The 22,813-nt window shown below is 69.2% G+C and carries 21 protein-coding genes and 2 riboswitches; of the genes, 13 read left to right on the plus strand and 8 right to left on the minus strand.

The genetic code is table 11. The features are described 5' to 3' along the window. The first annotated feature begins 50 nt into the window (after positions 1 to 50). The gene (bamE, locus tag ACPTTF_RS08590; protein WP_423370887.1) at positions 51 to 590 is read left to right on the plus strand and encodes an outer membrane protein assembly factor BamE domain-containing protein; all 540 of its coding nucleotides are present in this window, start codon (positions 51 to 53) and stop codon (positions 588 to 590) included. A gap of 218 nt (positions 591 to 808) precedes the next feature. Here bamE and ACPTTF_RS08595 read toward each other — a convergent pair whose 3' ends face one another. The 4 genes from ACPTTF_RS08595 to cobA are packed head-to-tail and all read right to left on the minus strand — an operon-like array spanning position 809 to position 3,879. Next, positions 809 to 2,113, minus strand: a complete 1,305-nt coding sequence (locus ACPTTF_RS08595) for a cobyrinate a,c-diamide synthase (RefSeq protein ID WP_423370889.1) — start codon at positions 2,111 to 2,113, stop codon at positions 809 to 811. A gap of 2 nt (positions 2,114 to 2,115) precedes the next feature. Then, a complete protein-coding gene (gene cobO, locus ACPTTF_RS08600; protein WP_423370890.1) occupies positions 2,116 to 2,718 on the minus strand; it encodes a cob(I)yrinic acid a,c-diamide adenosyltransferase in 603 nt (200 codons plus the stop codon). 37 nt (positions 2,719 to 2,755) lie between these two features. Further along, a complete protein-coding gene (locus ACPTTF_RS08605) occupies positions 2,756 to 3,133 on the minus strand; it encodes a cobalamin biosynthesis protein (protein WP_423370891.1) in 378 nt (125 codons plus the stop codon). Beyond that, on the minus strand, positions 3,130 to 3,879 hold the full coding sequence (gene cobA, locus ACPTTF_RS08610) for a uroporphyrinogen-III C-methyltransferase (protein ID WP_423370892.1): 750 nt from the start codon (positions 3,877 to 3,879) through the stop codon (positions 3,130 to 3,132). Before cobA ends, ACPTTF_RS08605 begins: the two co-directional genes overlap by 4 nt. Positions 3,880 to 4,049: 170 nt before the next feature. Beyond that, a riboswitch (cobalamin riboswitch) is annotated at positions 4,050 to 4,288 on the minus strand. A gap of 124 nt (positions 4,289 to 4,412) precedes the next feature. Continuing rightward, positions 4,413 to 4,676: riboswitch (cobalamin riboswitch) on the plus strand. Between the two features lie 188 nt (positions 4,677 to 4,864). On the opposite strand from cobA, the gene ACPTTF_RS08615 reads away from it, so the two are divergent. The 8 genes from ACPTTF_RS08615 to ACPTTF_RS08650 all read left to right on the plus strand — a co-directional run bounded on the left by ACPTTF_RS08615 (position 4,865) and on the right by ACPTTF_RS08650 (position 14,216). Beyond that, positions 4,865 to 5,923: a HoxN/HupN/NixA family nickel/cobalt transporter gene (locus tag ACPTTF_RS08615; protein ID WP_423370893.1), complete on the plus strand. Its 1,059-nt coding sequence runs from the start codon at positions 4,865 to 4,867 to the stop codon at positions 5,921 to 5,923. 26 nt (positions 5,924 to 5,949) lie between these two features. After that, a complete protein-coding gene (gene cobW, locus ACPTTF_RS08620) occupies positions 5,950 to 7,038 on the plus strand; it encodes a cobalamin biosynthesis protein CobW (RefSeq protein WP_423370894.1) in 1,089 nt (362 codons plus the stop codon). 6 nt (positions 7,039 to 7,044) lie between these two features. Next, positions 7,045 to 10,854, plus strand: a complete 3,810-nt coding sequence (gene cobN / locus ACPTTF_RS08625) for a cobaltochelatase subunit CobN (protein WP_423370895.1) — start codon at positions 7,045 to 7,047, stop codon at positions 10,852 to 10,854. Beyond that, complete coding sequence (locus tag ACPTTF_RS08630; protein WP_423370896.1) at positions 10,851 to 11,927, plus strand: ATP-binding protein; 1,077 nt, start codon at positions 10,851 to 10,853, stop codon at positions 11,925 to 11,927. Before cobN ends, ACPTTF_RS08630 begins: the two co-directional genes overlap by 4 nt. A 68-nt stretch (positions 11,928 to 11,995) precedes the next feature. Beyond that, positions 11,996 to 12,604, plus strand: a complete 609-nt coding sequence (locus ACPTTF_RS08635) for a vWA domain-containing protein (protein ID WP_423370897.1) — start codon at positions 11,996 to 11,998, stop codon at positions 12,602 to 12,604. Between the two features lie 55 nt (positions 12,605 to 12,659). Next, positions 12,660 to 13,112, plus strand: coding sequence for a YaiI/YqxD family protein (locus ACPTTF_RS08640; RefSeq protein WP_166964337.1), 453 nt, complete (start codon positions 12,660 to 12,662; stop codon positions 13,110 to 13,112). A gap of 191 nt (positions 13,113 to 13,303) precedes the next feature. Further along, entirely contained in the window at positions 13,304 to 13,876 is a 573-nt protein-coding gene (locus ACPTTF_RS08645) for a DUF1993 domain-containing protein (protein ID WP_423370898.1), read from the plus strand. A gap of 13 nt (positions 13,877 to 13,889) precedes the next feature. Next, a complete protein-coding gene (locus tag ACPTTF_RS08650) occupies positions 13,890 to 14,216 on the plus strand; it encodes a low molecular weight protein tyrosine phosphatase family protein (RefSeq protein WP_423370899.1) in 327 nt (108 codons plus the stop codon). Between the two features lie 21 nt (positions 14,217 to 14,237). On the opposite strand, the gene ACPTTF_RS08655 is transcribed toward ACPTTF_RS08650, so the two are convergent. Together ACPTTF_RS08655 and ACPTTF_RS08660 are read right to left on the minus strand one after the other, a co-directional pair. Next, positions 14,238 to 14,660 (minus strand): NUDIX hydrolase, encoded by a 423-nt coding sequence (locus tag ACPTTF_RS08655; RefSeq protein WP_423370900.1) that lies wholly within the window; start codon positions 14,658 to 14,660, stop codon positions 14,238 to 14,240. A 150-nt stretch (positions 14,661 to 14,810) separates the two neighbouring features. Beyond that, positions 14,811 to 15,071 (minus strand): hypothetical protein, encoded by a 261-nt coding sequence (locus ACPTTF_RS08660; protein WP_423370901.1) that lies wholly within the window; start codon positions 15,069 to 15,071, stop codon positions 14,811 to 14,813. A gap of 276 nt (positions 15,072 to 15,347) precedes the next feature. Here ACPTTF_RS08660 and ACPTTF_RS08665 point away from each other — a divergent pair, with 276 nt between their 5' ends. From ACPTTF_RS08665 to ACPTTF_RS08680, 4 genes are all read left to right on the plus strand, one after another. Next, positions 15,348 to 16,532: a CaiB/BaiF CoA transferase family protein gene (locus tag ACPTTF_RS08665; RefSeq protein ID WP_423370902.1), complete on the plus strand. Its 1,185-nt coding sequence runs from the start codon at positions 15,348 to 15,350 to the stop codon at positions 16,530 to 16,532. A 124-nt stretch (positions 16,533 to 16,656) separates the two neighbouring features. Next, positions 16,657 to 17,964, plus strand: a complete 1,308-nt coding sequence (locus tag ACPTTF_RS08670; protein WP_423370903.1) for a CitMHS family transporter — start codon at positions 16,657 to 16,659, stop codon at positions 17,962 to 17,964. A gap of 142 nt (positions 17,965 to 18,106) precedes the next feature. After that, on the plus strand, positions 18,107 to 19,273 hold the full coding sequence (locus ACPTTF_RS08675) for an acyl-CoA dehydrogenase family protein (protein WP_423370904.1): 1,167 nt from the start codon (positions 18,107 to 18,109) through the stop codon (positions 19,271 to 19,273). Between the two features lie 60 nt (positions 19,274 to 19,333). Continuing rightward, the gene (locus ACPTTF_RS08680) at positions 19,334 to 20,077 is read left to right on the plus strand and encodes an IclR family transcriptional regulator (protein ID WP_423370905.1); all 744 of its coding nucleotides are present in this window, start codon (positions 19,334 to 19,336) and stop codon (positions 20,075 to 20,077) included. Between the two features lie 140 nt (positions 20,078 to 20,217). Here the strand turns inward: ACPTTF_RS08680 and ACPTTF_RS08685 are convergent, their stop codons facing one another. After that, on the minus strand, positions 20,218 to 21,573 hold the full coding sequence (locus ACPTTF_RS08685) for a chitinase (RefSeq protein WP_423370906.1): 1,356 nt from the start codon (positions 21,571 to 21,573) through the stop codon (positions 20,218 to 20,220). A 250-nt stretch (positions 21,574 to 21,823) separates the two neighbouring features. After that, the gene (locus ACPTTF_RS08690; RefSeq protein ID WP_423370907.1) at positions 21,824 to 22,726 is read right to left on the minus strand and encodes a LysR substrate-binding domain-containing protein; all 903 of its coding nucleotides are present in this window, start codon (positions 22,724 to 22,726) and stop codon (positions 21,824 to 21,826) included. Positions 22,727 to 22,813 lie beyond the last annotated feature (87 nt).

The following is a 22,813-nucleotide window of genomic DNA, read 5'->3' on the forward strand; positions in this document are numbered from 1 at the left end:
CTACGCTGCGCGCGACGCCGGATCGGCTCGATGAATACAGGTGTGATGACATGCGAAAACAGCTTCTGACCGTGCTGACGGCTTGTGCGGTCGGCGTTCTGGCGGCCGGGTGCGACGACCAGAAGGTGGCCGACGCGGTGAATGCGATCAAGCCCGATCCGATGGCGTTCGGTAATCTGCAGCCGGGCGTCTCGACGACCGAAGACGTGCTCCGCCAGGCGGGCAAGCCCGAGATGGTCAGGCAGGGCGACGACGGCTCGCAGCGGTTCGAATATCCGCGCGGCCCGTACGGCACGAGCACCTACATGCTCGATTTCGGGCCCGACGGCCGGCTCGTGTCGATCACGCAGGCGCTGACGGCGGCGAACATCGCGAAGGTCGTGCCCGGGATGTCGAAGGACGACGTGCGGCAACTGCTCGGCAAGCCGACCGAGATCGCGCAATACGCGCTGAGCCATGAAGACGTGTGGAGCTGGCACTGGGCCGAGGGCGGTGTATCGGGCGACGCGATGTTCAATGCGCATTTCTCGCCCGACGGCACCGTGATCCGCACTTCGCGTTCGGAAGCGCCGGGGCGCGAAAAGCCCTGACATGTCGAAGGACGCAACGCATGCGGCGCGGACTGGACATCGGCAAGGTCGCCACGGCGACTGAATGCGAGATGTACCCAATCTATCGCGAAACGGATGACACGATCGATGTGATTCGAATCTTCCATCAGCGGATGGATATCGAACGGCACCTGTAGCTGCGCCCGTCGAGCGGTGCGATCATTGCCGGTCGGCTCATCATCGCTGCATCGATCAACCTAGAACGCTTCGCCGCTGAACAACGCCACGACCGCATCCGGATTCGACGGCCAGTACATGTGCATGTAGGTCGCGACGATTGCGCCGTGGCGATAGACGGCCTCGCCGCTGCCGGCCGCGCCGTCGGGGCGCGCCGCATGCGCGACTGGATCGAGCGGCGTCGCGAGCCGCGAGTAGTGGAACGTATGGCCCCGCATCGAGCCGTGCCGCGTTTCGAGCTGCTGCATGCCGAGCGCCGCGAACCGGCGCTGCATCGTCGCGTGGCCCGGCAGCAACCCCAGCATCGGCGTCGACGCGCCGTCCACGTCGGTCAGCGATTCACTCAGATACACCATCCCCCCGCATTCCGCGACGATCGGCCGGCCGGCCGCCGCATGCGCGCGAATCGTCCGTGCGGTTGCCGCATTCGCCGCGAGCGTCGCCGCATGCAGTTCCGGATAGCCGCCCGGCAGGAACAGCGCGTCGCAATCGTCCGGTACCGGTTCGTCGGCGAGCGGCGAGAAGAACCTCGACTGCGCACCGAGCGCGTCGAGCAGCGCGAGATTCGCCGGATAGATGAACGAGAACGCCGCGTCGCGCGCCACCGCGATCCGCTTGCCGGCGAGCGCACGCGGCAGCGGCGCCGCGGCGTCCGGTTCCGCGAACGCGACGGCGGGTGGCAATTCAGCGAGCGCCGTCTGCGCGAGCACGTCGGCCGCGCGATCGAGCCGGGCGTCGAGATCGTCGATATCGGCCGGCTGGTGCAGGCCGAGATGCCGCTCCGGCAGCGCGATGCCCGCATCGGCCGGCACATGCCCGAGCCAGCGCAGGTCGTCGGGCAGCGCCTGTTGCAGCAGCTCCGCGTGCCGGGCCGAGCCGACGCGATTGGCCAGCACGCCGTGAAACGGCAACCCCGGCCGGAACCGGGCGAGCCCGAACGCGATCGCCGCGAACGTCTGCGCCATCGCCTTCGCGGAAATCACCGCGACGACCGGCACGCCGAACGCAGCCGCGAGATCGGCACTGCTCGGCGTGCCGTCGAACAGCCCCATCACGCCTTCGATCAGGATCAGGTCGGCCTCGCGCGCGGCATCGGCAAGCAGCGCGCGGCAGCCGGCCTCGCCGACCATCCCGAGGTCGAGCGCATGCACGGGGGCGCCGCTCGCGCGTTCGAGCAGCATCGGATCGAGAAAGTCGGGCCCGGTCTTGAACACGCGCACACGGCGGCCGAGCCGGCGGTGCAGCCGCGCGAGGCCGGCCGTCACCGACGTCTTGCCCTGGCCCGACGCGGGCGCACTGACGAACAGCGCGGGGCAGGCGGGCATGCTCAGAACTCCACGCCGCGCTGCGCCTTCACGCCTTGCTCCTTGTACGGATGCTTGACGAGCCGCATTTCGGTGACGAGGTCGGCCGCATCGATCAGCGCATCGGGCGCATGCCGCCCGGTCACGACGACGTGGACCGAATCGGGACGCGCGACAAGCGTCGCGAGCACTTCGTCGAGCGGCAGGTATTCGTACTTCAGCACGGTGTTCAGCTCGTCGAGGATCACCATCCGGTAGTCGCCACTTTCGATCATCCGGCGCGCCTCGTCCCAACCCTTGCGCGCGGTCGCGATGTCGGCGTCGCGGTTCTGCGTGTTCCACGTATAGCCGTCGCCCATCGTCACGAAATCGCATTCGGCAACCGCGCCGAGGAAGTCGCGCTCGGACGTGTGCAGCGCGCCCTTGATGAACTGCACGACACCGAGCCGCATGCCGTGGCCGAGCACGCGCACGGCCATGCCGAACGCGGCGGTGCTCTTGCCCTTGCCGTTGCCGGTGTTGACGATCAGCAGGCCCTTTTCGTTGGTGGCGGCGGCCTGCTTCTTCTCGTGGCCCGCGCGGCGGCGTTCGGTCATCCGTTGATGGGATTCGGTGTCGGTTTTCATCGGATTGATCCTGTCGAAAGAAAGCGAAACAAAGGGTTCAGAGCGGGCCGGCAAGTGCGACCGTCACACCGTCCCGGATGGATTTGGGGCCCAGCAGCCGGCCGTGCGGCGCCGCGAGCTGCGCGCACGGCTCGGCCACGCCCGCGACGCCGAAGCGGGCGAGCGCGGCACCCGACGGACCGCTCGCGGCCAGTTCGGGGCGGCTCGCGAGTTGTGCCGCGTCGAACGCGACGAGCGGCCAGCCGCGTCTCGCGCACAGCGTGCGCAGCGCGCGGGCACGCGCCTTGTCGGCGAGCGTGGCGACGAGCGCCGGTTCGGCAGCCGGGTACAGCCTCAGCGCCGCGCGGATCGCGGCATCGAGCTGCGCGGCCGTCACGCCCGCGCGGAAACCGACACCGAGCGCGACGCGCATCATGCGCCGCTGCCGAGTGCGGCACGTACCGCGGGATCGTTGGCGAACGCGGCGACGCGGCCAATGACGAAGATGGCCGGCGAACCGATGCCGGTCGCGCCGACGTGTTCGACGAGCGTGTCGAGCGTCGCGAGCACGTGCCGTTGTCCGGGGCGCGTCGCATTCTCGATCGCCGCGCACGGCGTGTCGCCAGGCAGGCCGCCTTCGCGCAGCGCGGCTGCAATTGCGTCGAGCCGGCGGATCCCCATATAGATGACGATCGTCATGTGCGTGGCGGCGAGCGCACGCCAGTCGGGTTCGTCGGCGCCCGCGCCGTGGCCCGTGACGAAGATCACGCCCTGCGCATCGCCGCGCTGCGTGACCGGGATGCCGAGCGCGGCCGGCGCGGCGATGCCGGCCGTGACGCCGCTCACGACCTCGACTTGAAATCCCGCCGCGCCGAGCGCGGCCAGCTCTTCGCCGCCGCGGCCGAACACGAACGGATCGCCGCCCTTGAGCCGCGCGACGCTGCGGCCCGCGCGCAGATGCGCGAGCATCGCCGCGACGATCGCATCCTGCGGCGTCGATGCATGACCGCCGCGCTTGCCGACGTGCTCGATGTGCGCGTCGGCACGCGCATGGCGCAGCACGTCGGGGTTCACGAGATCGTCGACGAGCAGCACGTCGGCCGCGCCGATCGCGTGGACGGCCTTGAGCGTCAGCAGGTCGGCGTCGCCGGGGCCGGCGCCGATGAGCCAGGCCCGGCTCATCGGGCGCGGCACGGCGCGCACCGTGTCGAAACAGGGGAATAGGGCAGGCGGGCGGCACGGCGGCGGCCAGCAGACAGGTCACGCATGACGGATCGAACGAAGCCCGCGCGGACGCGGGCGGAATGCGCACCTCATCCGTCCCCCGCGGATCGGGCGTTCGGCGAGCATCGGGCTCGCCCCTTGCGTCGGCCGGTATCCGGGCTGGCCGCCGGCCAGGCCGCAGCCTTCCCGCCCGGTTAGAAGGGCAGTGGCATCGTGGGCGGCATGGGCGCGTGCGCGGGGAAGCGCGTCGCGCGGGCGGCGTACCGTTGCGGGGACAGCACAGGCCGGGCGGTAATCCGCCTCCTGTTTCCCGTTTAACTGCATGCGCGGAATGCGCATGCGAGCACCGAACGCGGCGCTACGATAGCACAGCGATCCGCCCGCGCGAACCCGCTTCGCCGATGCCGGAAGCGGCCTCCGGCGTGGCGCGGCGGCCATGCAAGACGCCGTTCGGCGGGTCGCGCCGCCTTGACGCTCCCGCCCCCGGCGCCTACACTCGCACGCGTTTTGGTGCTCGCGCGTGCCCTCCGGCGTGCGCAGTTAAACGGGAAACAGGGAGCCTGCCTGCGTCGCAGTCGAGCCAACCTGTGCTGCCCCCGCAACGGTAAGCGAACGCATCGTGCCCGCCGCGATGCAACGCCGCTTCGCCGCATGCCGCCTGCATGCGGACGACCGCCACTGGATGCCCTGCGTATCCGGGAAGGCGAAGCGGCGTGTTCGTCAGCCCGGATACCGGCCTAAACGTTGGGGTTCAGCGCCGCGGGGAAGCGGCGCATCGTCCACGGCCGCAGCGTGCCCGACACCCGAGCGTTTCCCGATCCCCGTCGTCCGGCCGCCTGCGCGAATGCGCATGACCCGGTGCGACGAAGGGCCGGACCGCGCGGGGCCGCGCAGCGACGGCCGTGTTGGCATGCTTCATGTCGACCGTTCGCAAAGGAGCGTCATGCTCGATTCGCTGTTCCGCCTGTTCAACGACAGTCCGTCCGGGCTGCGCGGCAAGATCGTCGCGATCTATGCGCTACTGATCGCCTTCAACGCAGGCGCGTGGATCTGGGCGTTCGCCGCCTTCCACGGCCAGCCCGTGCTGCTCGGCACCGCACTGCTCGCGTACGTGTTCGGGCTGCGTCATGCGGTCGACGCCGACCACATCGCGGCCATCGACAACGTCACGCGCAAGCTGATGCAGGAGGGGCGCAGCCCGCTCGGCGCGGGCCTGTTCTTCTCGCTCGGCCATTCGACGGTCGTGATCGTGATGTCGGTCGTGGTGACGCTCACGGCCGCGTCGCTCGCGCGCTTCGAGAGCCTGAAAGCGTGGGGCGGCGTGATCAGCACGAGCGTGTCGGCGTTCTTCCTGCTGGTGCTCGCGATCGCGAACCTGCTGATCCTGGTTTCCGTCTACCGGACGTTTCGCGCCGCGCGGCGCGGCGAGCCGATCGTCGACGCCGATCTCGACCTGCTGCTGAACCAGCGCGGCGTGCTCGCGCGCCTGTTCCGTCCGCTGTTCCGGCTGGTGTCGCGCAGCTGGCACCTGTATCCGGTCGGGTTCCTGTTCGGCTTCGGCTTCGACACGGCGACCGAGATCGCGCTGTTCGGCATCTCGGCGGCGCAGGTGCAGGGCGGTCTGTCGTTCTGGTCCGTGATGGCGCTGCCGATACTGTTCACCGCCGGCATGACGCTCGTCGACACGACCGACGGCATCCTGATGATGGGCGCGTATCGCTGGGCGTACGTGCGGCCGATCCGCAAGATCTACTACAACATGACGATCACCTTCGTGTCGGTGCTGGTCGCCGCGCTGATCGGCGGCATCGAGGTGCTCGCGCTGCTCGCGGACAAGCTGTCGCTGCAGGGCCCGGTGTGGGACTTCGCGTCGATGGTGGCGTCGCACTTCGGCGTGCTCGGCTATGTCGTGATCGGCCTGTTCCTCGCGTGCTGGCTCGTGTCGGCCCTGATCTACCGGTTAAAACGCTACGACGAGATCGACGTGACGATCTCGGCCTGACTCTTCCTTACGACCCTGGATATTCCATGACCCTACGCAAGCTTCCCGTCACGATCGTCACGGGCTTTCTCGGCAGCGGCAAGACGACGCTGATGCGCCACATCCTGCAGCACGCCGAAGGCCGCCGCATCGCGGTGATCGTCAACGAATTCGGCGAACTCGGTATCGACGGCGAAATCCTCAAGGGCTGCGGCATCGGCTGCGAGGATGCCGACGGCGCGCAGGGCGAAGCGTCGGGCCAGCTCTACGAGCTCGCGAACGGCTGCCTGTGCTGCACCGTGCAGGAAGAGTTCTATCCGGTGATGGAAGCGCTCGTCGAGCGCCGCGCGGACATCGACCACGTGCTGATCGAGACGTCCGGCCTCGCGCTGCCGAAGCCGCTCGTGCAGGCATTCAACTGGCCGACGATCCGCAACAGCTTCACGGTCGACGCGGTCGTGACCGTCGTCGACGGGCCGGCTGCCGCCAGCGGCCAGTTCGCGGAGAACCCGCAGGCCGTCGAGGCGCAGCGCCGCGCCGATCCGAACCTCGACCACGAATCGCCGCTGCACGAGCTGTTCGCCGATCAACTGTCGTCCGCCGATCTCGTGATCGTGAACAAGGCCGATCTCGTCGGCGACGCGGAATTCGCGCAGATCGAAACCGCGATCCGCGACGAGATCCCGCCGCAGGTGAAGATCGTGCGCGCGACGCGCGGTGAACTCGATCTCGCGATGCTGCTCGGTCTCGAATCGGCATCGGAAGAAACGATCCACCTGCGTCACGACCATCACGGCTCGGCCGACGACGGCGATCACGATCACCATCACGACGATTTCGACTCGGTGGTCGTGTCGGGCGACGCCGGCACGCGCGAAGCGACGATCGCCGCGCTGCAGCGGGTCGTCGAAGCGCACACGATCTACCGCGCGAAGGGCTTCGCTGCGCTGCCGGGCGCGCCGATGCGGCTCGTGATCCAGGGCGTCGGCCGCCGCTTCGACAGCTATTTCGACCGTCGCTGGCAGGACGGCGAAACGCGCGCGAGCCGCTTCGTGCTGATCGGCGAAGACCTCGACGCGGCCGCGCTGCAACGCGCGTTCGACGCCGCGTGCGCGGCCGAGCCGCAACAGGCGTAACGCACGATGCATCTGCTGCGCACCACGCCAGGCGGCTTCGTCGACGATACGCAGGGTGTTGTCCGGATCGACCAGCAACCGGCCGACATCGTGATCCTGAGCTCGGCCGACACGACGCTGTCGCTGCTCGCAAGCGTCGTGCCGCAACTGCCGGCCGGCTTCCCGAGCGTGCGGCTCGCGAACGTCACGTTCCTGCGCCAGCCGGCGTCGGTCGATTTCTACGTCGACGACGTGTTGCAACACGCGAAGTCGGTCGTGATCGATCATCTCGGCGGCGAGGCGTACTGGCCGTACGGGATCGAGCAGGCCGTGTCGCTCGCGTCGAAGCGCGCCCAGCAGCTCGCGATGTTCTCGGGCGACCTGCAGGAGGACCCGAACCTCGTCGCGAAGAGCACCGTCGCGCCCGGCCTGTGCCGGCTGTGGTGGCGCTACCTGCGTGAAGGCGGCGTGCACAATGCCGAGGCGCTGCTGCGCAGCATTGCATTCCACACACTCGGGTTCGGCGAGGAACCCGAACCGCCGCGCCCGCTGCCGGCCGCCGCGCTGTATCACCCGGCGCGCGACCGCGCGAGCGTCGACGACTGGCGGCCGCGCTGGACGCCCGGTGCGCCCGTCGTCGCGATCCTGTTCTATCGCGCGCACTGGCAGGCCGCGAACACGGCCGTGTTCGACGCGCTGGCCGATGCGCTCGTGCGGGAAGGGTTGAATCCGCTGCCGATCGCGGTGACGTCGCTGAAGGATGCGGTGAGCCGCGAGGTCATCACGCAGCTCTGCGACATGCACGACGTCGCGCTCGTGCTGAACACGACCGCGTTCGCGGCCGGCTCGATCGACAGCCCCGAACACGACGTGCTCGCCGGCGACGCGCCGGTATTGCAGGTGATCCTGTCCGGCGGCAATCGCGACGCATGGGTGGCCGACAACCAGGGCCTGCATGCGCGTGACATCGCGATGCACATCGCGCTTCCCGAAGTCGACGGACGGATCGTCACGCGCGCGGTGAGTTTCAAGGGGCTCGCGTACCGCTGCCCGCACACCGAGGTCGATGTCGTGCGCTACCAGCCGGACGCCGAGCGGATCGCGTTCGTCGCGGCGCTCGCGCGCGGCTGGTGCCGGCTGCGCACGCTCGACAATGGCGAGAAGCGCGTCGCGCTGATTCTCGCGAACTATCCGCAAAGCGAAGGGCGGATCGGCAACGGCGTCGGGCTCGACACACCGGCGTCCGCGCTGCGCGTGCTCGCGGCGCTGCGCGACGCGGGCTACGCGGTGGCCGACCTGCCGCCCGACGGCGACGCGCTGATCGCGCGACTCACCGAAGGCGTGACCAACGACGCGGCCGTGCATGCGCTGCGCCCCGCGTTCCAGAGTTTCGCGCTGGCAGACTACGTCGCGCATTTCGCGCGGTTGCCGGCGGCCGTGCGCGACGCGCTGAACGAACGCTGGGGCCCGCCCGAAGCCGATCCGACGCTGCGGCAAGGGCGTTTCACGATCGCCGGCTGGCGCGCGGGCAACGTGTTCGTCGGCATCCAGCCGTCTCGCTCACGCGGCGAGAATGACTACGCGAGCTACCATGACGCGGATCTCGTGCCGCCGCACGCGTATCTCGCGTTCTATTTCTGGCTGCGCGATGCGTATCGCATCGACGCCGTCATCCACCTCGGCAAGCACGGCAACCTCGAATGGCTGCCGGGCAAGAGCGTCGCGCTGTCCGACGCGTGCTGGCCCGACCTGTCGCTCGGGCCGCTGCCGCACCTGTATCCGTTCATCGTCAACGATCCGGGCGAGGGCAGCCAGGCGAAGCGCCGCGCGCAGGCCGTGATCATCGATCACCTGATGCCGCCGCTCACGCGCGCGGAAAACTACGGCCCGCTGCAGGATCTCGAGCGGCAGGTCGACGAATACTACGAAGCGCTGATGGTCGACGCGCGGCGCGCGAAGCTGCTGCGCAAGACGATCCTCGCGACGATCGCCGAGCATCGTCTGCACGACGAACTGAGCGTGTCGCCGCCGCGTGATACGGGCGACGAGGATGCGCTGCTCACGCGCGTCGACGCGTGGCTGTGCGAACTGAAGGAAGCGCAGATTCGCGACGGGCTGCACGTGTTCGGCATGTCGCCGGCCGATCGCCAGCGACGCGACACGCTGCTCGCGCTCGCGCGCTTTCCGGTCGGCGACGGCAAGGGCGCACGCGCGGGGCTGATCGGCGCGCTCGCGCGCGATCTCGCGCTCGGCGACGACTTCGATCCGCTCGCGGCCGACTGGGCCGCGCCGTGGGTCGGCCCGCGCCCGGCGATCCTGCAGGCGCTCGACGCATCGCCGTGGCGCCATGCGGGCGATACGCGCGAGCGGCTCGAACGGCTCGCACAGCAATGGCTGGACGAGCTGTGTGCGGCCGATGGCGGCAACACCGGCGCCGACGCGATACCGTCCGGCGACTGGCCGCATACGCTCGCGGTGATCGAGCGCGTCCGCGCGACGCTGCTGCCCTCGCTCGACGCGTGCGGCGGCGAGGAAATGCGCCAGCTCTTGCGCGGGCTCGACGGCCGCTTCGTGCCGCCGGGGCCGAGCGGTTCGCCGTCGCGCGGCCGCCCCGACGTGCTGCCGACCGGCCGCAACTTCTACTCGGTCGACACGCGTGCGGTGCCGACGCAGGCCGCGTGGTCGCTCGGCCTGAAATCCGCGCAGCAGCTGATCGAGCGCCATCTGCAGGATCACGGCGACTATCCGCGCGCGATCGGCCTGTCGGTATGGGGCACGGCGACGATGCGCACGGGCGGCGACGACATCGCGCAGGCATTCGCGCTGCTCGGCGTACGACCGAAATGGGCGCATGGCAGCCACCGGGTAACCGACTTCGAGATCCTGCCGATCGAGATCTTCGACCGGCCGCGCATCGACGTGACGCTGCGTGTGTCGGGCTTCTTCCGCGACGCGTTCCCGAACCTGATGCACCTGTTCGACGCGGCCGTGCAGGCGGTGGCCGCGCTCGACGAGCCCGAGGAGCTGAACCCGATCCGCGCACGCATCGAGCGCGAACGCACGAAATGGCTCGCGCAGGGCGTGGCACCGGACGAAGCGCGGCGCCGCGCCGGCTGGCGCGTGTTCGGCGCGCGGCCGGGCAGCTATGGCGCGGGCCTGCAGGACCTGATCGACCAGCGCCGCTGGCAGACCGACGCCGATCTCGCGGAGGCATACCGCCAGTGGGGCGGCCATGCGTATGCGCAGAACAGCGCGGGCGAGCTCGCGACCGACGTGTTCGGCGAGCGGCTCGCGACGATCGACGTCGTCGTGCAGAACCAGGACAGCCGCGAGCACGACATCCTCGATTCGAACGACTACTACCAGTTCCAGGGCGGGATGACCGCCGCGGTGCGGCACCTGTCGGGGCAGCAGCCGAGCATCTACCACGGCGACCATGCGAACCCGGTCGCGCCGAAGATGCGCACGCTGCGCGAGGAAATCGCGCGCGTGATCCGCTCGCGCGTCGTCAACCCGAAATGGCTCGACGGCGTGAAGCGTCACGGTTACAAGGGCGCGGCCGAGCTGGCCGCGACCGTCGACTACCTGTACGGCTATGACGCGACCGCGCGCGTGCTGTCCGACCACCAGTACGCGCTCGTCGCCGACGCGTACCTGTTCGACGACGCCACCCGCGCATTCCTCGAACGGCACAACCCGAAGGCGCTGCACGGCATCTGCGAACGTTTCGTCGAAGCGATGCAGCGCGGCCTGTGGCAGCAGCCGGGCGACTATCGCGAACGGATCGAAGCGGTCTGGCTCGCAAGTGAACAACTCCAGGAAGGAGGACGGCGATGACCGATCCGACGACGCACCGCGCCCGCGCGGTCTTTCCGTTTGCGGCGCTCGTCGCACAGGACGCATTGCAACAGGCGCTGCTGCTCGCCGCGATCGACCCGACGCTCGGCGGCGTGCTCGTGAGCGGCCCGCGCGGCACCGCGAAATCGACCGCGGCGCGCGGCCTCGCGGAGCTGTTGCCCGAAGGGCAATTCGTCACGCTGCCGCTGTCGGCGAGCGACGAACAGGTGACGGGTACGCTCGATCTCGCGCATGCACTCGCCGAAAACGGCGTGCGCTTCCGGCCGGGCCTGCTCGCGAGGGCGCACCTCGGGGTGCTGTATGTCGACGAAGTGAACCTGCTCGCCGACGGGCTCGTCGATACGCTGCTCGACGTCGCTGCGAGCGGTGTGAACATCGTCGAACGCGATGGCGTGTCGCACGCGCACGACGCGCGCTTCGTGCTGGTCGGCACGATGAATCCCGAGGAGGGCGAGTTGCGTCCGCAGCTGCTCGACCGTTTCGGGCTGATGGTCGAGCTGGAGAACTGTTTCGATGCCGCGCAGCGCGAGCGGATCGTGAAGGCGCGGCTGGCATTCGATCTCGATCCGGACGCGTTCCGCGCACGCCATGCCCCCGCGCAGCATGAACTCGGCGACCGGATTCACGCGGCACGCGCACGGCTGGCGACGCTCGATTTCGGCGATGCGGTGCATGCGCATGTCAGCGCGCTGTGCATCGACGCGGCCGTCGACGGGCTGCGCGCCGATCTCGTGATGCTGCGCGCCGCGCGCGCACTCGCCGCACTGGAGGAGGCCGATGCGGTGACGGTGTCGCACGTGGCGCGCGTGGCCGAGGCCGTGCTGCGGCACCGGCGCCATGTCGGTGCGCCGCCGTCGTCCGGCGCATCGCAGCCGGACCGCGCACGCGACGATCGTTCGCCGCCGGATGCGCGCCCGCAGCCGGAAGATCAACCGGGCACAACCGGGAACGACACCGCCGTCGCGCAGGGCGACTGGGGTTACCTGCGGCCCGAGCCGGCCGGGCTGCGTGACGTGAAAGGCGTGGTACCGCTGCCGCTAAAAAAACGCTGAGCCATCGAGCCGGTGCCGCCGCGAACGCCGTTCGCGGTCCTCGATGGCAGCAAGGCGCAGCCGGGCGCGTGCCGGGCACGGCGCGCACCGGCACGGCCGTCGCGTGGCCGGCGACGTTCGCCGCGAAGCGCGGCGATCCGCTGCATCACGGCCATCTGCGCTTCCGGAAGCGAACCGGCGCACCGGACGCGTTGCATTGCTTCGTGCTCGACTGTTCGTCGTCGATGCTGTCGCACGAGCGGCTCGCATTGGCGAAGGGGCTGATCGTCGCGTATTTCGACCAGGCCGCGCGCGACCGTGTCGAAACCGCGCTGATCTGTTTCGGCGGCGAGGGCGCCGTGCGGCGTTTCGGCCCGGCCGTGCCGCGCTGGTGGAATGCGCGCTGGCTCGAACCGGTCGACGGCGGCGGTGGCACGCCGCTCGCGGACGGCATCGCGGCCGCCGCGCACTTGCTCGCGCGCGCGGCGCGGCGCGAGCCCGGCAAGCAGCGCTGGCTGTGGGTGCTGTCCGACGGGCGCACGCGCGAGACGCCCGCGAAACCCGCGGCCGCCGATCATGTCGTGTTCGTCGACTTCGACGATGCGGCCGTGCGGATCGGGCAGGGCGCGCGGCTGGCTGCCGCGTGGGGCGCGCAGTGGGTGACGGCCGACGCGCTGTGCACGGGCCGCGCCGGCTGATCGCCGGCCGGCGGTGCGCTATGATCGCCGCTTCTGCCTACTGGAAAAAACCGCCATGCAAGTACTGGTCGATGCCGACGCGTGTCCCGCCGTCATCAAGGACATGCTGTTTCGCGCCGCGCGTCGTGCCGAAATCTGCGTGACGCTGGTCGCGAACCAGTTCCTGCGCACGCCGCCGTCGCCGTTCATCAAGGCGGTGCAGGTGCCGGCCGGTTTCGACGTGGCCGATGCGCGCATCGTCGAGCTGGCGGAAGCCGGCGATCTCGTGATCACCGCCGACATTCCGCTGGCCGCCGCCGTCCTCGACAAGGGCGCGCATGCGCTCGACCCGCGCGGCAACTGGTTCAGCCGCGAGAACATCGAGGAACGCCTGTCGACGCGCGCGATGATGGACCAGTTGCGCAGCGCCGGCATCGACACGGGCGGGCCGGCGCCGTTCAGCGCGCGCGACGGCAAGACGTTTGCATCACAGCTCGACCGGTTCCTGGCTCGGCAAGGCAAGCCTTGAGGCCGGGGCGCGACGGCCGCGCGTCGTGATCGTTGTGATCGTCGTGCTTGGGAGAACACCCGGACGCCACACGTCACATCGCCGGATCGCCGGAACCGCATCGAATCGCGCTCGTCACCCGGGCCGGGATGCATGTTTGAGTCGACGCTGCTATCGTGGCGCAAACGACAACCCAACCCAGGAGCGCGCGCGTGACACCGACCCAACTTCTCGTCCCGACCTTCACCCACATGCTGCGCGCACAGACCGCGTGGCTCGACAAGGCTGCTGCGCACCGGCAGGCCGCGGGCGACGCGCCCGACACGGCGATGACGTTGAAGCTGGCGCCCGACATGTATCCGCTCGCGGCCCAGGTGCGCTTCTCGTGCTTCCAGGCGATGGAGCCTGTCCACCGGCTGCGTGGCGAACCGTTGCCGGCTGCGCTGCTGGCCTTGCGCGAGGCGGGGTGGAATGCGGACGCGCAGCCCGGCTCGCTCGCCGACGCGCAGGCGATCATCGCCGGCACGCTCACGTTTCTCGGCGAACTCGCGCCGGATGCGCTCGATGGCGGCGGTGCGCTGCCGATCGCGCTCGAGATGCCGAACGGGATCGCGTTCGACATGACGGGCGAACAATACGCGCGCGACTGGGCACTGCCGCAGTTCAATTTCCACGCGATCACCGCTTACGCGATCCTGCGCCACCATGGCGTCGAACTCGGCAAGGCCGACTACGTGTCGCACATGCTCGCGTACGTCCGGCCGGGCACGATTCCGCAGGGGTGAACCCCGCAGCGACATGACGCGGGCACTCTTCATCTGCAGCCGCAACCGGCTGCGCAGCCCGACGGCCGAAGCGGTATTCGCCGCGTGGCCGGGCGTCGAAACCGATTCGGCGGGCCTCGCACCCGATGCGGACACGCACCTGTGCGCCGAGCAGCTCGACTGGGCCGATGTCGTGTTCGTGATGGAGCGTGTGCACAAGGCAAGGCTGGCGGCGCAATTCGGTGCGCATCTGCGGCACAAGAAGATCGTCTGCCTCGACATTCCCGACCGTTACGCGTACATGCAGCCCGAGCTCGTCACGCTGCTCGAACGCAAGGCCGGCCCGTTCCTGCGCACGTAACTGGCGCGGGTAAGATCGACTTCAGCGCAGCCGGCCGTTCGCGATCGCAGTAAAACAGTCGAGCCGCAGCAACTCGATGATCTTGCGCGTCGGCACGCTCGCACGAAGCGTGTCGAGCCGGTCGATGGTGAACCACTTGCAGCGGGCGATCTCGTTGCTCGCGCGCGGCGTCAGGTGCGCCGGCACGTCGGCCACGAACACATGATGGAGCTTCGTCAGCCCGCCGAACTGCACGGCGTAGTCGAGTGCGAGCCCCTCCAGCCGCGTTTCCTCGGCGAGTTCCCGCAGTGCAGCGTCGAGCGGCGTCTCGCCGCGCCGGATCGTGCCGCCCGGCAGCGACCAGCGCGACGCGGTGCGGGCGACCAGCAGCACGCTGCTGCGCTGACGACACACGATCGTGGCGCGTTCCTTGATGACGGCGAGAGTGTCCGGCCCGGTACTCATGTTCGGCAAAACAGGTGCTGAATCGTGGAGAAAGTGCACGCCGGCGGCGCATTGCCCGGCAGCAGGCCGCGATGGCTTGCAGGCAGCCGCAACGATCCTACCGGCCGTTCATGACAGTTCCGTGGACGGCGTCGCGGGACCGACACCGGGTCACGCGTGCGTATAGATCCCGCTGCGCGTCGGCTTCACGTGGCGCGGATGGCGGCGCTTGTGAACGGCACGCCGATGGTGAGGCGACGGCGGTGCCACGTGCCGGCGCGCGGGCGCGGGCCGTGCGCTCGGCGCGGCGGGGTGCTGCGCTCCCCCCGGCATCTGCGTCTGTCCCTCGCCGAAATGGAACGTCTGGGTTTGCGCATGTCCGACACCCAGCGTCGACGCCAGCACGAAGGCCGCCAGCAGCATCCGTTTCATGAATAATCCGCCTGATTTTTTTGAGATGAAGGTTTCCCGCCAGCTTAGCGAAAGGCGGGGCGCCATCGCAACCGGCCCGTGCTCGGTGTCGCCCCCACTTGCGCACGGCGGCGTCTTCCGCGCGGCCTCAGGGTGCCGCCGGGGTTGACAACATAATTCCCGAGTGTGAATATAAATTCACGCACAAGAATTATTCGTCGAATCCGGAAGGTCGCGCCGCAGGCGCCGGGCCGCCGGAACCGGCAGTCCGATCAACCGGAACCAGGAGCGGGACGCATGGCGGAACACGAGCAGCAGGGCGCGCTGGCGGGATTGCGCATCATCGATCTGTCGCGGGTGCTGGGCGGCCCGTATGCCACGCAGATCCTTGCCGACCACGGCGCGGAGGTGATCAAGGTCGAACCGCCGTCCGGCGACGAAACGCGCACGTGGGGGCCGCCATTCGACGGCGATACCGCGTCGTACTTCCTCGGCGTGAACCGCAACAAGCTCGGCATCGCGCTCGACCTGACGCAACCGGCCGACCGCGAGCGGCTGCTCGGCCTGCTCGAACATGCGGATGCCATCGTCGAGAACTTCAAGATCGGCACGATGGAGCGCTGGGGGCTCGGTTTCGACGCGCTGCATGCGCGGTTTCCGCGCCTCGTCCATTGCCGCGTGTCGGGCTTCGGTGCGGACGGCCCGCTCGGCGGGCTGCCCGGCTACGACGCGGCCGTGCAGGCGCTCGCGGGGCTGATGAGCGTCAATGGCGAAGCCGGCGGCGCGCCGCTGCGGGTCGGCGTGCCGATCGTCGATCTCGTCACCGGGCTGAACGCGGCGCTCGGCGTGCTGATGGCGCTGCGCGAGCGCGACGCGAGCGGCCGCGGCCAGTTCGTCGAAGCGACGTTGTTCGACTGCGCGCTGTCGATCCTGCATCCGCATACGCCGAACTTCTTCCATTCGGGCAAGGCGCCCGTGCGTACCGGCAACGCGCATCCGAACATCACGCCGTACGACAGCTTTCCGACGGCGAGCGTCGACATCTTCCTCGCGGTCGGCAACAACGGGCAGTTCGCGGCGCTGTGCGACGTGCTCGGCACGCGCGACTGGCTCGACGATCCGCGTTTCGCGGACAACCGCGCGCGCAGTGCGAACCGCGCCGCGCTGCGCACGCTGCTCGAAACGGCGCTGGCCGCGCACGACGGCGCGGCGCTCGCCGAGCAACTGATGCGCCGCGGCGTGCCGTGCGCGCCGGTGCTCGGGCTCGACGCGGCGCTCGACCATCCGCATGTCGCGCATCGGGAGATGAAGGTCGAGCTGGGCCGGCATCGCGGCATCGCGTCGCCGATCAAGCTCGGCCGCACGCCGGCGACGTACCGGCGGCCGCCGCCCGCGCTGAACGAACACGCGGCGCAGGTATTCGCCGAAGCCGAAGCTGACACCGACACCAACGACCGCGATCACGACCCACGCCGGGACTGACCGGCATCGCGGCCGCCGGCCGTGCCGCGCGCCCGACGGCGCCGCACGGCCATGCGTGCCGCACGACCATTCGAACACCACGCCGGGCCGCGCACGGGCGCATCGGCTGAAGAGGAGACGCATCATGCTTGCATGGATCGGCGCGATTGCCATCGTCGCGCTGTTCGGCCTGATCATCACGAAGCGGCTGTCGCCGCTCGTCGCGCTGATCGTCGTGCCGGTGGCCGCGTCGCTCGCGGCCGGTTTCGGGCTCGCGACCGGCAAGTTCATCGTGCACGGCGTACAGAACATCGGCCCGATCGCCGGGATGTTCGTTTTTGCGATTCTTTTTTTCGGAATCCTCACCGATGCCGGGATGCTCGACCCGATCATCGCGGGTGTGCTGCGCGTGATCGGCTGCCATCCGCCGCGCATCGTGATGGGTTCGGCGCTGCTCGCGCTGCTGATCCATCTCGACGGCTCCGGCGCCGTCACGTTTCTCGTCACGCTGCCCGCGATGATGCCGCTCTATACGCGGCTCGGGATGGATCGCCGCATCCTCGCGTGCGTCGCGTCGATGGCGGCCGGCGTCAATTTCCTGCCGTGGGTCGGGCCGATGCTGCGGGCGTCGGCGGCGCTGCACATTCCCGGCTCCGCGATCTTCATGCCGATGATTCCGGTGCAGATCGTCGGGCTCGTGTTCGTGTTCGTGTTCGGCACCGCGTACGTGCTCGGCGTGCGCGAGGCGAAACGGCTCGGGCTCGATCGTGCCGGCGCGGCGGCGCTCGCGATCGCGCCGCGTGCGCTGACCGATGCCGAGCGCGCGTTGCGCCGGCCGGACCGCTTCCGGGTCAATCTCGTGCTGACGCTCGTCGTGCTCGTCACGCTCGTGTCGGGGATCGTCGACCCGATGGTGATGTTCATGCTCGGCACGGTCGCCGCGCTCGTGATCAACTACCCGGACGTGCAGGCCCAGCGCGAGCGGATCGACGCGCATGCCAGGGCCGCGCTGATGATGGCGAGCGTGCTGCTCGCGGCCGGCGCGTTCACCGGCATCATGTCCGGCACCGGGATGCTGAAGGCGATGGCGGAAGTGGTGGTCGCGCACGTACCGGTCGAGCACGCGCGCCACATGCCGTTCGTGCTCGGGCTGCTGTCGATGCCGCTCAGCCTGCTGTTCGACCCCGATTCGTTCTACTTCGGCGTGCTGCCGGTGCTCGCGGAAAGCGCGAAGCTGCTCGGCGTGCCGCCGATCCAGATGGCGCAGGCCGCGCTGCTCGGCCAGATGACGACGGGTTTCCCGGTGAGCCCGCTCACGCCCGCGACGTTCCTGATCGTCGGCCTGACCGGCGTCGAGCTCGCCGAGCACCAGAAATTCACGATTCCGTTCCTGTTTGCTGCCACGGTGCTGATGGTGTTCGCCGCGGTGATCGTTGGCGTGTTTCCGTTGTGAGCGCGCCAGTCCTGCCGCTTCGTGCCGGCACCCCGAGGCGGCAATCCGGCACGGGGACGTTCTGCCAAGCGGAAACCCTGGCGCCGCCCGGCGTTTTCTTCACAGCGGCGCGGCCGCTCGGCCTTTTTCCGGAGAGCAATCCATGCAGTTCGACCTGACCGATGACCAGCGCGCGATCGAAAGCGCGATCGAGAAAATCTGCGCACGCTTCGGCGACGACTACTGGCTCGAACGCGATCGCGCGGGCGGGTTTCCGGCCGATTTCCACACGGCGCTTGCCGAGGCCGGCTGGCTCGGCATCGCGATGGACCCGGCCCATGGCGGTGCCGGGCTCGGGATGACCGAGGCCGCGCTGATGATGCGCACGATCAGCGCATCGGGCGCCGGCCTGTCCGGCGCGTCGGCCGTCCACATGAACATCTTCGGGCTGAACCCGGTGCAGGTGTTCGGCAACGACGCGCAGAAGGCGCGCTTCCTGCCACCGCTGATCGCCGGGTGCGACAAGGCGTGCTTCGCGGTGACGGAACCCGATGCGGGCCTCGACACCACGCACCTGAGCACGCAGGCCCGCCGCGACGGCGACCACTACGTGCTGAGCGGGCGCAAGATCTGGATCTCGACCGCGCAGGTGGCGAACAAGATGCTGATCATCGCGCGCACGACGCCGCTCGACCAGGTCGCGAAGCCGACCGACGGACTGAGTCTGTTCTATACCGATCTCGACCGGTCGCGCGTCGAGGTGCGCGAGATCGAGAAGATGGGCCGCAAGGCGGTCGATTCGAACATGCTGTTCATCGACAACCTGCGCGTGCCGGAGGGCGACCTGATCGGCAACGAAGGCGACGGCTTCCGCTACCTGCTGCACGGGCTGAATCCGGAGCGGATCCTGATCGCCGCGGAGGCGATCGGGCTCGGCCAGGCCGCGCTGCGCCGCGCGACGCAGTACGCGTGCGAGCGTGTCGTGTTCGGCCGGCCGATCGGGCAGAACCAGTCGATCCAGCATCCGCTCGCGCAGGCGTGGATGCAGCTCGAAGCCGCGTGGCTGATGGTGATGAAGGCCGCGACGCGCTACGACGCGGGGCAGCCGTGCGGCGCGGAGGCGAACGCCGCGAAATACCTCGGCGCGGAAGCCGCGTTCCAGGCGTGCCAGACGGCGGTCGCGACACACGGCGGGATGGGCTACGCGAAGGAATACCATGTCGAGCGCTACCTGCGCGAGTGTATGATTCCGAGGCTCGCGCCCGTGAGCCCGCAACTGATCCTGTGCTACATCGCGGAAAAGGTGCTCGGGCTGCCGAAGTCGTACTGACCGTATCGACGCGGCGGCCGGCCCGGCGCGCGGTTTCCCGTTCCGATTCAAGCGCTCGTCATGGACGTCAAACTCGTTGCCCGCACGCTCGACCTGTTCGAGCTGTTCGCCGCCGAACGGCGGCCGCTGCCGCTCACCGAACTCGCGCGCCTGCTCGATGTGCCGCCGTCGAGCTGCCTCGCGATGGCACGCACGCTCGTGAGCCGCGGCTATCTGTACGAAGTGCGCAAGCGCGGCGGCTACTACCCGACGCGCCGCCTGCAGACGATCGCCGCCGCGATCGACGCGACCGACCCGGTCGTCGACATCGTCCATCCGCATCTCGTCGCGCTGCGCGACGCGAGCCGCGAGACGGCCGTGCTCGGCAAGATCCAGGGCGGGTCGGTCACCTACCTCGACGTCGTCGAATCGGAGCAGGCGATCCGCTATACGCGCGCGCCGGGTGAACTGCGCCCGCTGCATGCGAACTCGATCGGCAAGGCAATCTTCGCGGAACTGGATGGCGACGCGCAGCAGGCGCTCGGCGCGCAACTGCCGTTCGAGCGCTTCACCGACACAACGGTGGCGGACCTGCCCGCGCTCGTCGCGCAAACCGCACGGTTTCGCGAACTCGGCTGGGCCGAGAACCTCGGCGAGAGCGCGCCCGAGCTGTCGGCGATCGCGGTCGCGCTGACGCTCGACGGCGACTGGTACGGGCTGTCGGTGGTCGGGCCGACCGAGCGGATCCGCCAGCATCGCGAGATGCATGCGGCGCTGCTGGTCGACGCGAAGGCCAAACTGCTGGCTGAGCACGCGCGCGGCTGACGGCGGGCAGGGCGGGCCGACAAACGGGCCGGTGAGCAGGCAACAAGCAGGTCAACAAGCGGGCCGTCCGCCGGCGCTCGGGCAGCGATCGCCGTGAACGGCCCCGGATGCGCGGGCCTAGCGACGGCCGATACGCGGCATCACGACTTCACCCACACACCGCCCGCACTCGGGTTGTCGCCTTGCGTCCACCATTTCGCGCAGTATTTCGCGCCCTGGTACATCACGCAGGTGCCGCCTGAATACGCGGTTGTCGCCGACCACGTGGCCGTGCCGCCGCCGACCGGCTTCCACACCGCGGCCTGGCCGGGCACGTCGCCCTGCGTCCACCATTGCGCCTGGTACATCGTGCCCTGGTAGGTGACCGTCGCGCCGGCCGTATAGACCTGGCCGGCCGCCCAGGGCGCGCCCGGTTGCGGCGTGCCGCCGTTCGAGCCGCCGCCGTAATTAGGATCCTGCGTGACGCCCGCGCCCCACTTGCCGTCGAGTTGCTTGAAGATCGTCGCGAACGCGTACGGCTGCTGCGCGACGCCCGAACAGGTCGGCGACGCATAGGTGCCGCCGGACGGGCACGCCTGATCGCGGCCGACCGACCAGTTGCCGAAGAAGCCGTAGCCGTTGCTGACCGCCGCGTTCAGCACGCTCTGCGCATTCGCGAGCGTGAAGGTTTCGCCCTGCACGTCGTTCACGCCGATCATCGGCGTGACGCCGACCATCTGCCAGAGCTGGGCATTGGTTTTCGGCTGGCCGGCCGACTTGAAGGCCGTATCGAGCTGCGAGTACAGCGCCTGCGCGGCACTGATCGCGGCCGCCCCCATGTCGAGGTTCGCGGGGCCGTAGTCCATCGCCATCACGTTCACCGCATCGAACACGGTCTGATTCGAGATCGCCGCGTTGACGATGTTCAGGCCGTCCTGCGTGAGCCCGGTCGGCATCGTCGGCAGCGTCAGCGTGACGTGCAGCGGCTTGCCTTTCGCCGCATAGCTCGCCTGCAGCTGCGTGACCGCCTGGAAGTTGCGCGCGACCGCGGCCGTGTCCAGCTGCGACACGCCCTCGATATCGAAGTCGAGGTGCGTGAGGCCATACGTGTCGATCACGGTCTGATACGCGCTCGCCAGTGCGGGGACCGTCGAGCACGCCTGCATCAGCGGCGTGCCGTTCGCCCCGCCGAACGAAACGGCGACTTCGCCGCCTTTCGCGCGATAGCTCGCGATCGACGTCGACAGCGCGGTCAGCAGGCCGCCGCTCGCGCCGTTGCCGATCGGCTGCACGCCGCCCCAGGACGGCACGCAGCCGTTGCCCGCGACCACGAACGCGAGCGTGAACTGCTGGATGCCTTGCTGGACGCCGATCTGGTCGACGAGCGGCGTCGGATAGAGCGTCACGTCGACATAAGGCGCATAGACGCCTGCGCCCTGGGACACACTCGCCACTGCAAGAAAGCAACCCGCAGCAAATGCGCGCGGGATGAAACGCGGCAACACATTGTTGTTCATTGTGTTCTCCAAGTGGAAGAGGGATACGCTGGCCTGCGTATCGCCGCCGGTCGGGCAACCGGGCATGCCCGGCCGGCGGCGTGCCCATCTTGGAGGATTCGCGTCGAATAGTGAATAGTCAGGAGTTCTTTTTGTTATTTGATTCCCGATACGTAACGATCTTGTCGATTCGACACAGTTGCGGAACGCGTGACGCGGGTGTTTTTCCCGAGCGAACGCGCACGGCCCGACGCGCGTCGTTCGCGCTGCATCAGGCCGATGCCGGCTGCGCGAGCACGCGTGCCAGTGCGACGAAGCGCTCGACGCAGGTCGACGCGAACGGCTCGTTCCACGACACGATTTGTTCAACCGCGCGCGTGCCGGCGAGCGGCACGTAGACGACACCCGGACGCTGCAGCGTGGCCGTAAAGCCCGGCACGATCGAGATGCCGCGCTCGGCGGCCACCAGTGACACGAGCGTCGTGATCTGTGCGGCGGTTGCGCCGATACGCGGCGTGAATCCGGCTTGCGCGCACAGGTCGTCCAGCGCCGCGGTCAATGCCGAGCCGTGACCGGGCGGAAAGGTGACGAAGGTTGCGTCCGCAAGCGCCGCGACGTCGACGCTCGCACGGCTCGCGAGGGGATCGCCGGCCGGCACGGCCGCAACGAGCGGTTCGCGCGACACGACGAGCGACGCCACCGGCATGCCAGGCGCACCGTTCCACGCCCAGCCGAAACCGATGTCCATCGTGCCGTCCGCGATCTGCTGGCGCTGGCTGGCGGTCGCCGCCTCGCGGAACGCGAGTTCGACGTCGGGCATCGTCCGGCTCGCGGCGCGGATGACGTCCGGGAACGTGTCGGACATCGGAATGGCACTCGCATAGCCAATCACGATTCGCCCGGCGATGCCTTGCGCGATCTTGCGCGCGCTCGCCTCGGCCTCGGCGGCCGCGCTGACGACGTTGCGCGCATGTTCGAGGAATGCGGCGCCTTCCGGCGTCAGCCGCACCGCGCGCGTCGAACGCTCGAACAGCCGGACGCCGAGTTCGCTTTCCAGCGCGGCGATATGGCGCGTCAGCGGCGGCTGCGCGACCCGCAGGCGCAACGCCGCGCGGCCGAAGTGCAGTTCGTCGGCGACGACCACGAAATAGCGGAGGCGGCGCAGGTCGAGCATTGTTGTCGTTCCGGTATCAATGGCGATGAAAACGGTATTGGCGTGCGCGCGGCGCGCTCGTCAGACTGTCGGCATCGACGACCAGGC

The organism is Burkholderia crassaminum (assembly GCF_964265005.1).
Classification (GTDB): Bacteria; Pseudomonadota; Gammaproteobacteria; order Burkholderiales; family Burkholderiaceae; genus Burkholderia.

Coding starts and splice junctions, on each gene's coding strand:
- bamE (WP_423370887.1), top strand. CDS start 51: ATGCGAAAACAGCTTCTGACCGTGCTGACGGCTTGTGCGGTCGGCGTT.
- ACPTTF_RS08595 (WP_423370889.1), bottom strand. CDS start 2,113: ATGCCCGCCTGCCCCGCGCTGTTCGTCAGTGCGCCCGCGTCGGGCCAG.
- cobO (WP_423370890.1), bottom strand. CDS start 2,718: ATGAAAACCGACACCGAATCCCATCAACGGATGACCGAACGCCGCCGC.
- ACPTTF_RS08605 (WP_423370891.1), bottom strand. CDS start 3,133: ATGATGCGCGTCGCGCTCGGTGTCGGTTTCCGCGCGGGCGTGACGGCC.
- cobA (WP_423370892.1), bottom strand. CDS start 3,879: ATGAGCCGGGCCTGGCTCATCGGCGCCGGCCCCGGCGACGCCGACCTG.
- ACPTTF_RS08615 (WP_423370893.1), top strand. CDS start 4,865: ATGCTCGATTCGCTGTTCCGCCTGTTCAACGACAGTCCGTCCGGGCTG.
- cobW (WP_423370894.1), top strand. CDS start 5,950: ATGACCCTACGCAAGCTTCCCGTCACGATCGTCACGGGCTTTCTCGGC.
- cobN (WP_423370895.1), top strand. CDS start 7,045: ATGCATCTGCTGCGCACCACGCCAGGCGGCTTCGTCGACGATACGCAG.
- ACPTTF_RS08630 (WP_423370896.1), top strand. CDS start 10,851: ATGACCGATCCGACGACGCACCGCGCCCGCGCGGTCTTTCCGTTTGCG.
- ACPTTF_RS08640 (WP_166964337.1), top strand. CDS start 12,660: ATGCAAGTACTGGTCGATGCCGACGCGTGTCCCGCCGTCATCAAGGAC.
- ACPTTF_RS08650 (WP_423370899.1), top strand. CDS start 13,890: ATGACGCGGGCACTCTTCATCTGCAGCCGCAACCGGCTGCGCAGCCCG.
- ACPTTF_RS08655 (WP_423370900.1), bottom strand. CDS start 14,660: ATGAGTACCGGGCCGGACACTCTCGCCGTCATCAAGGAACGCGCCACG.
- ACPTTF_RS08660 (WP_423370901.1), bottom strand. CDS start 15,071: ATGAAACGGATGCTGCTGGCGGCCTTCGTGCTGGCGTCGACGCTGGGT.
- ACPTTF_RS08665 (WP_423370902.1), top strand. CDS start 15,348: ATGGCGGAACACGAGCAGCAGGGCGCGCTGGCGGGATTGCGCATCATC.
- ACPTTF_RS08670 (WP_423370903.1), top strand. CDS start 16,657: ATGCTTGCATGGATCGGCGCGATTGCCATCGTCGCGCTGTTCGGCCTG.
- ACPTTF_RS08675 (WP_423370904.1), top strand. CDS start 18,107: ATGCAGTTCGACCTGACCGATGACCAGCGCGCGATCGAAAGCGCGATC.
- ACPTTF_RS08680 (WP_423370905.1), top strand. CDS start 19,334: ATGGACGTCAAACTCGTTGCCCGCACGCTCGACCTGTTCGAGCTGTTC.
- ACPTTF_RS08685 (WP_423370906.1), bottom strand. CDS start 21,573: ATGAACAACAATGTGTTGCCGCGTTTCATCCCGCGCGCATTTGCTGCG.
- ACPTTF_RS08690 (WP_423370907.1), bottom strand. CDS start 22,726: ATGCTCGACCTGCGCCGCCTCCGCTATTTCGTGGTCGTCGCCGACGAA.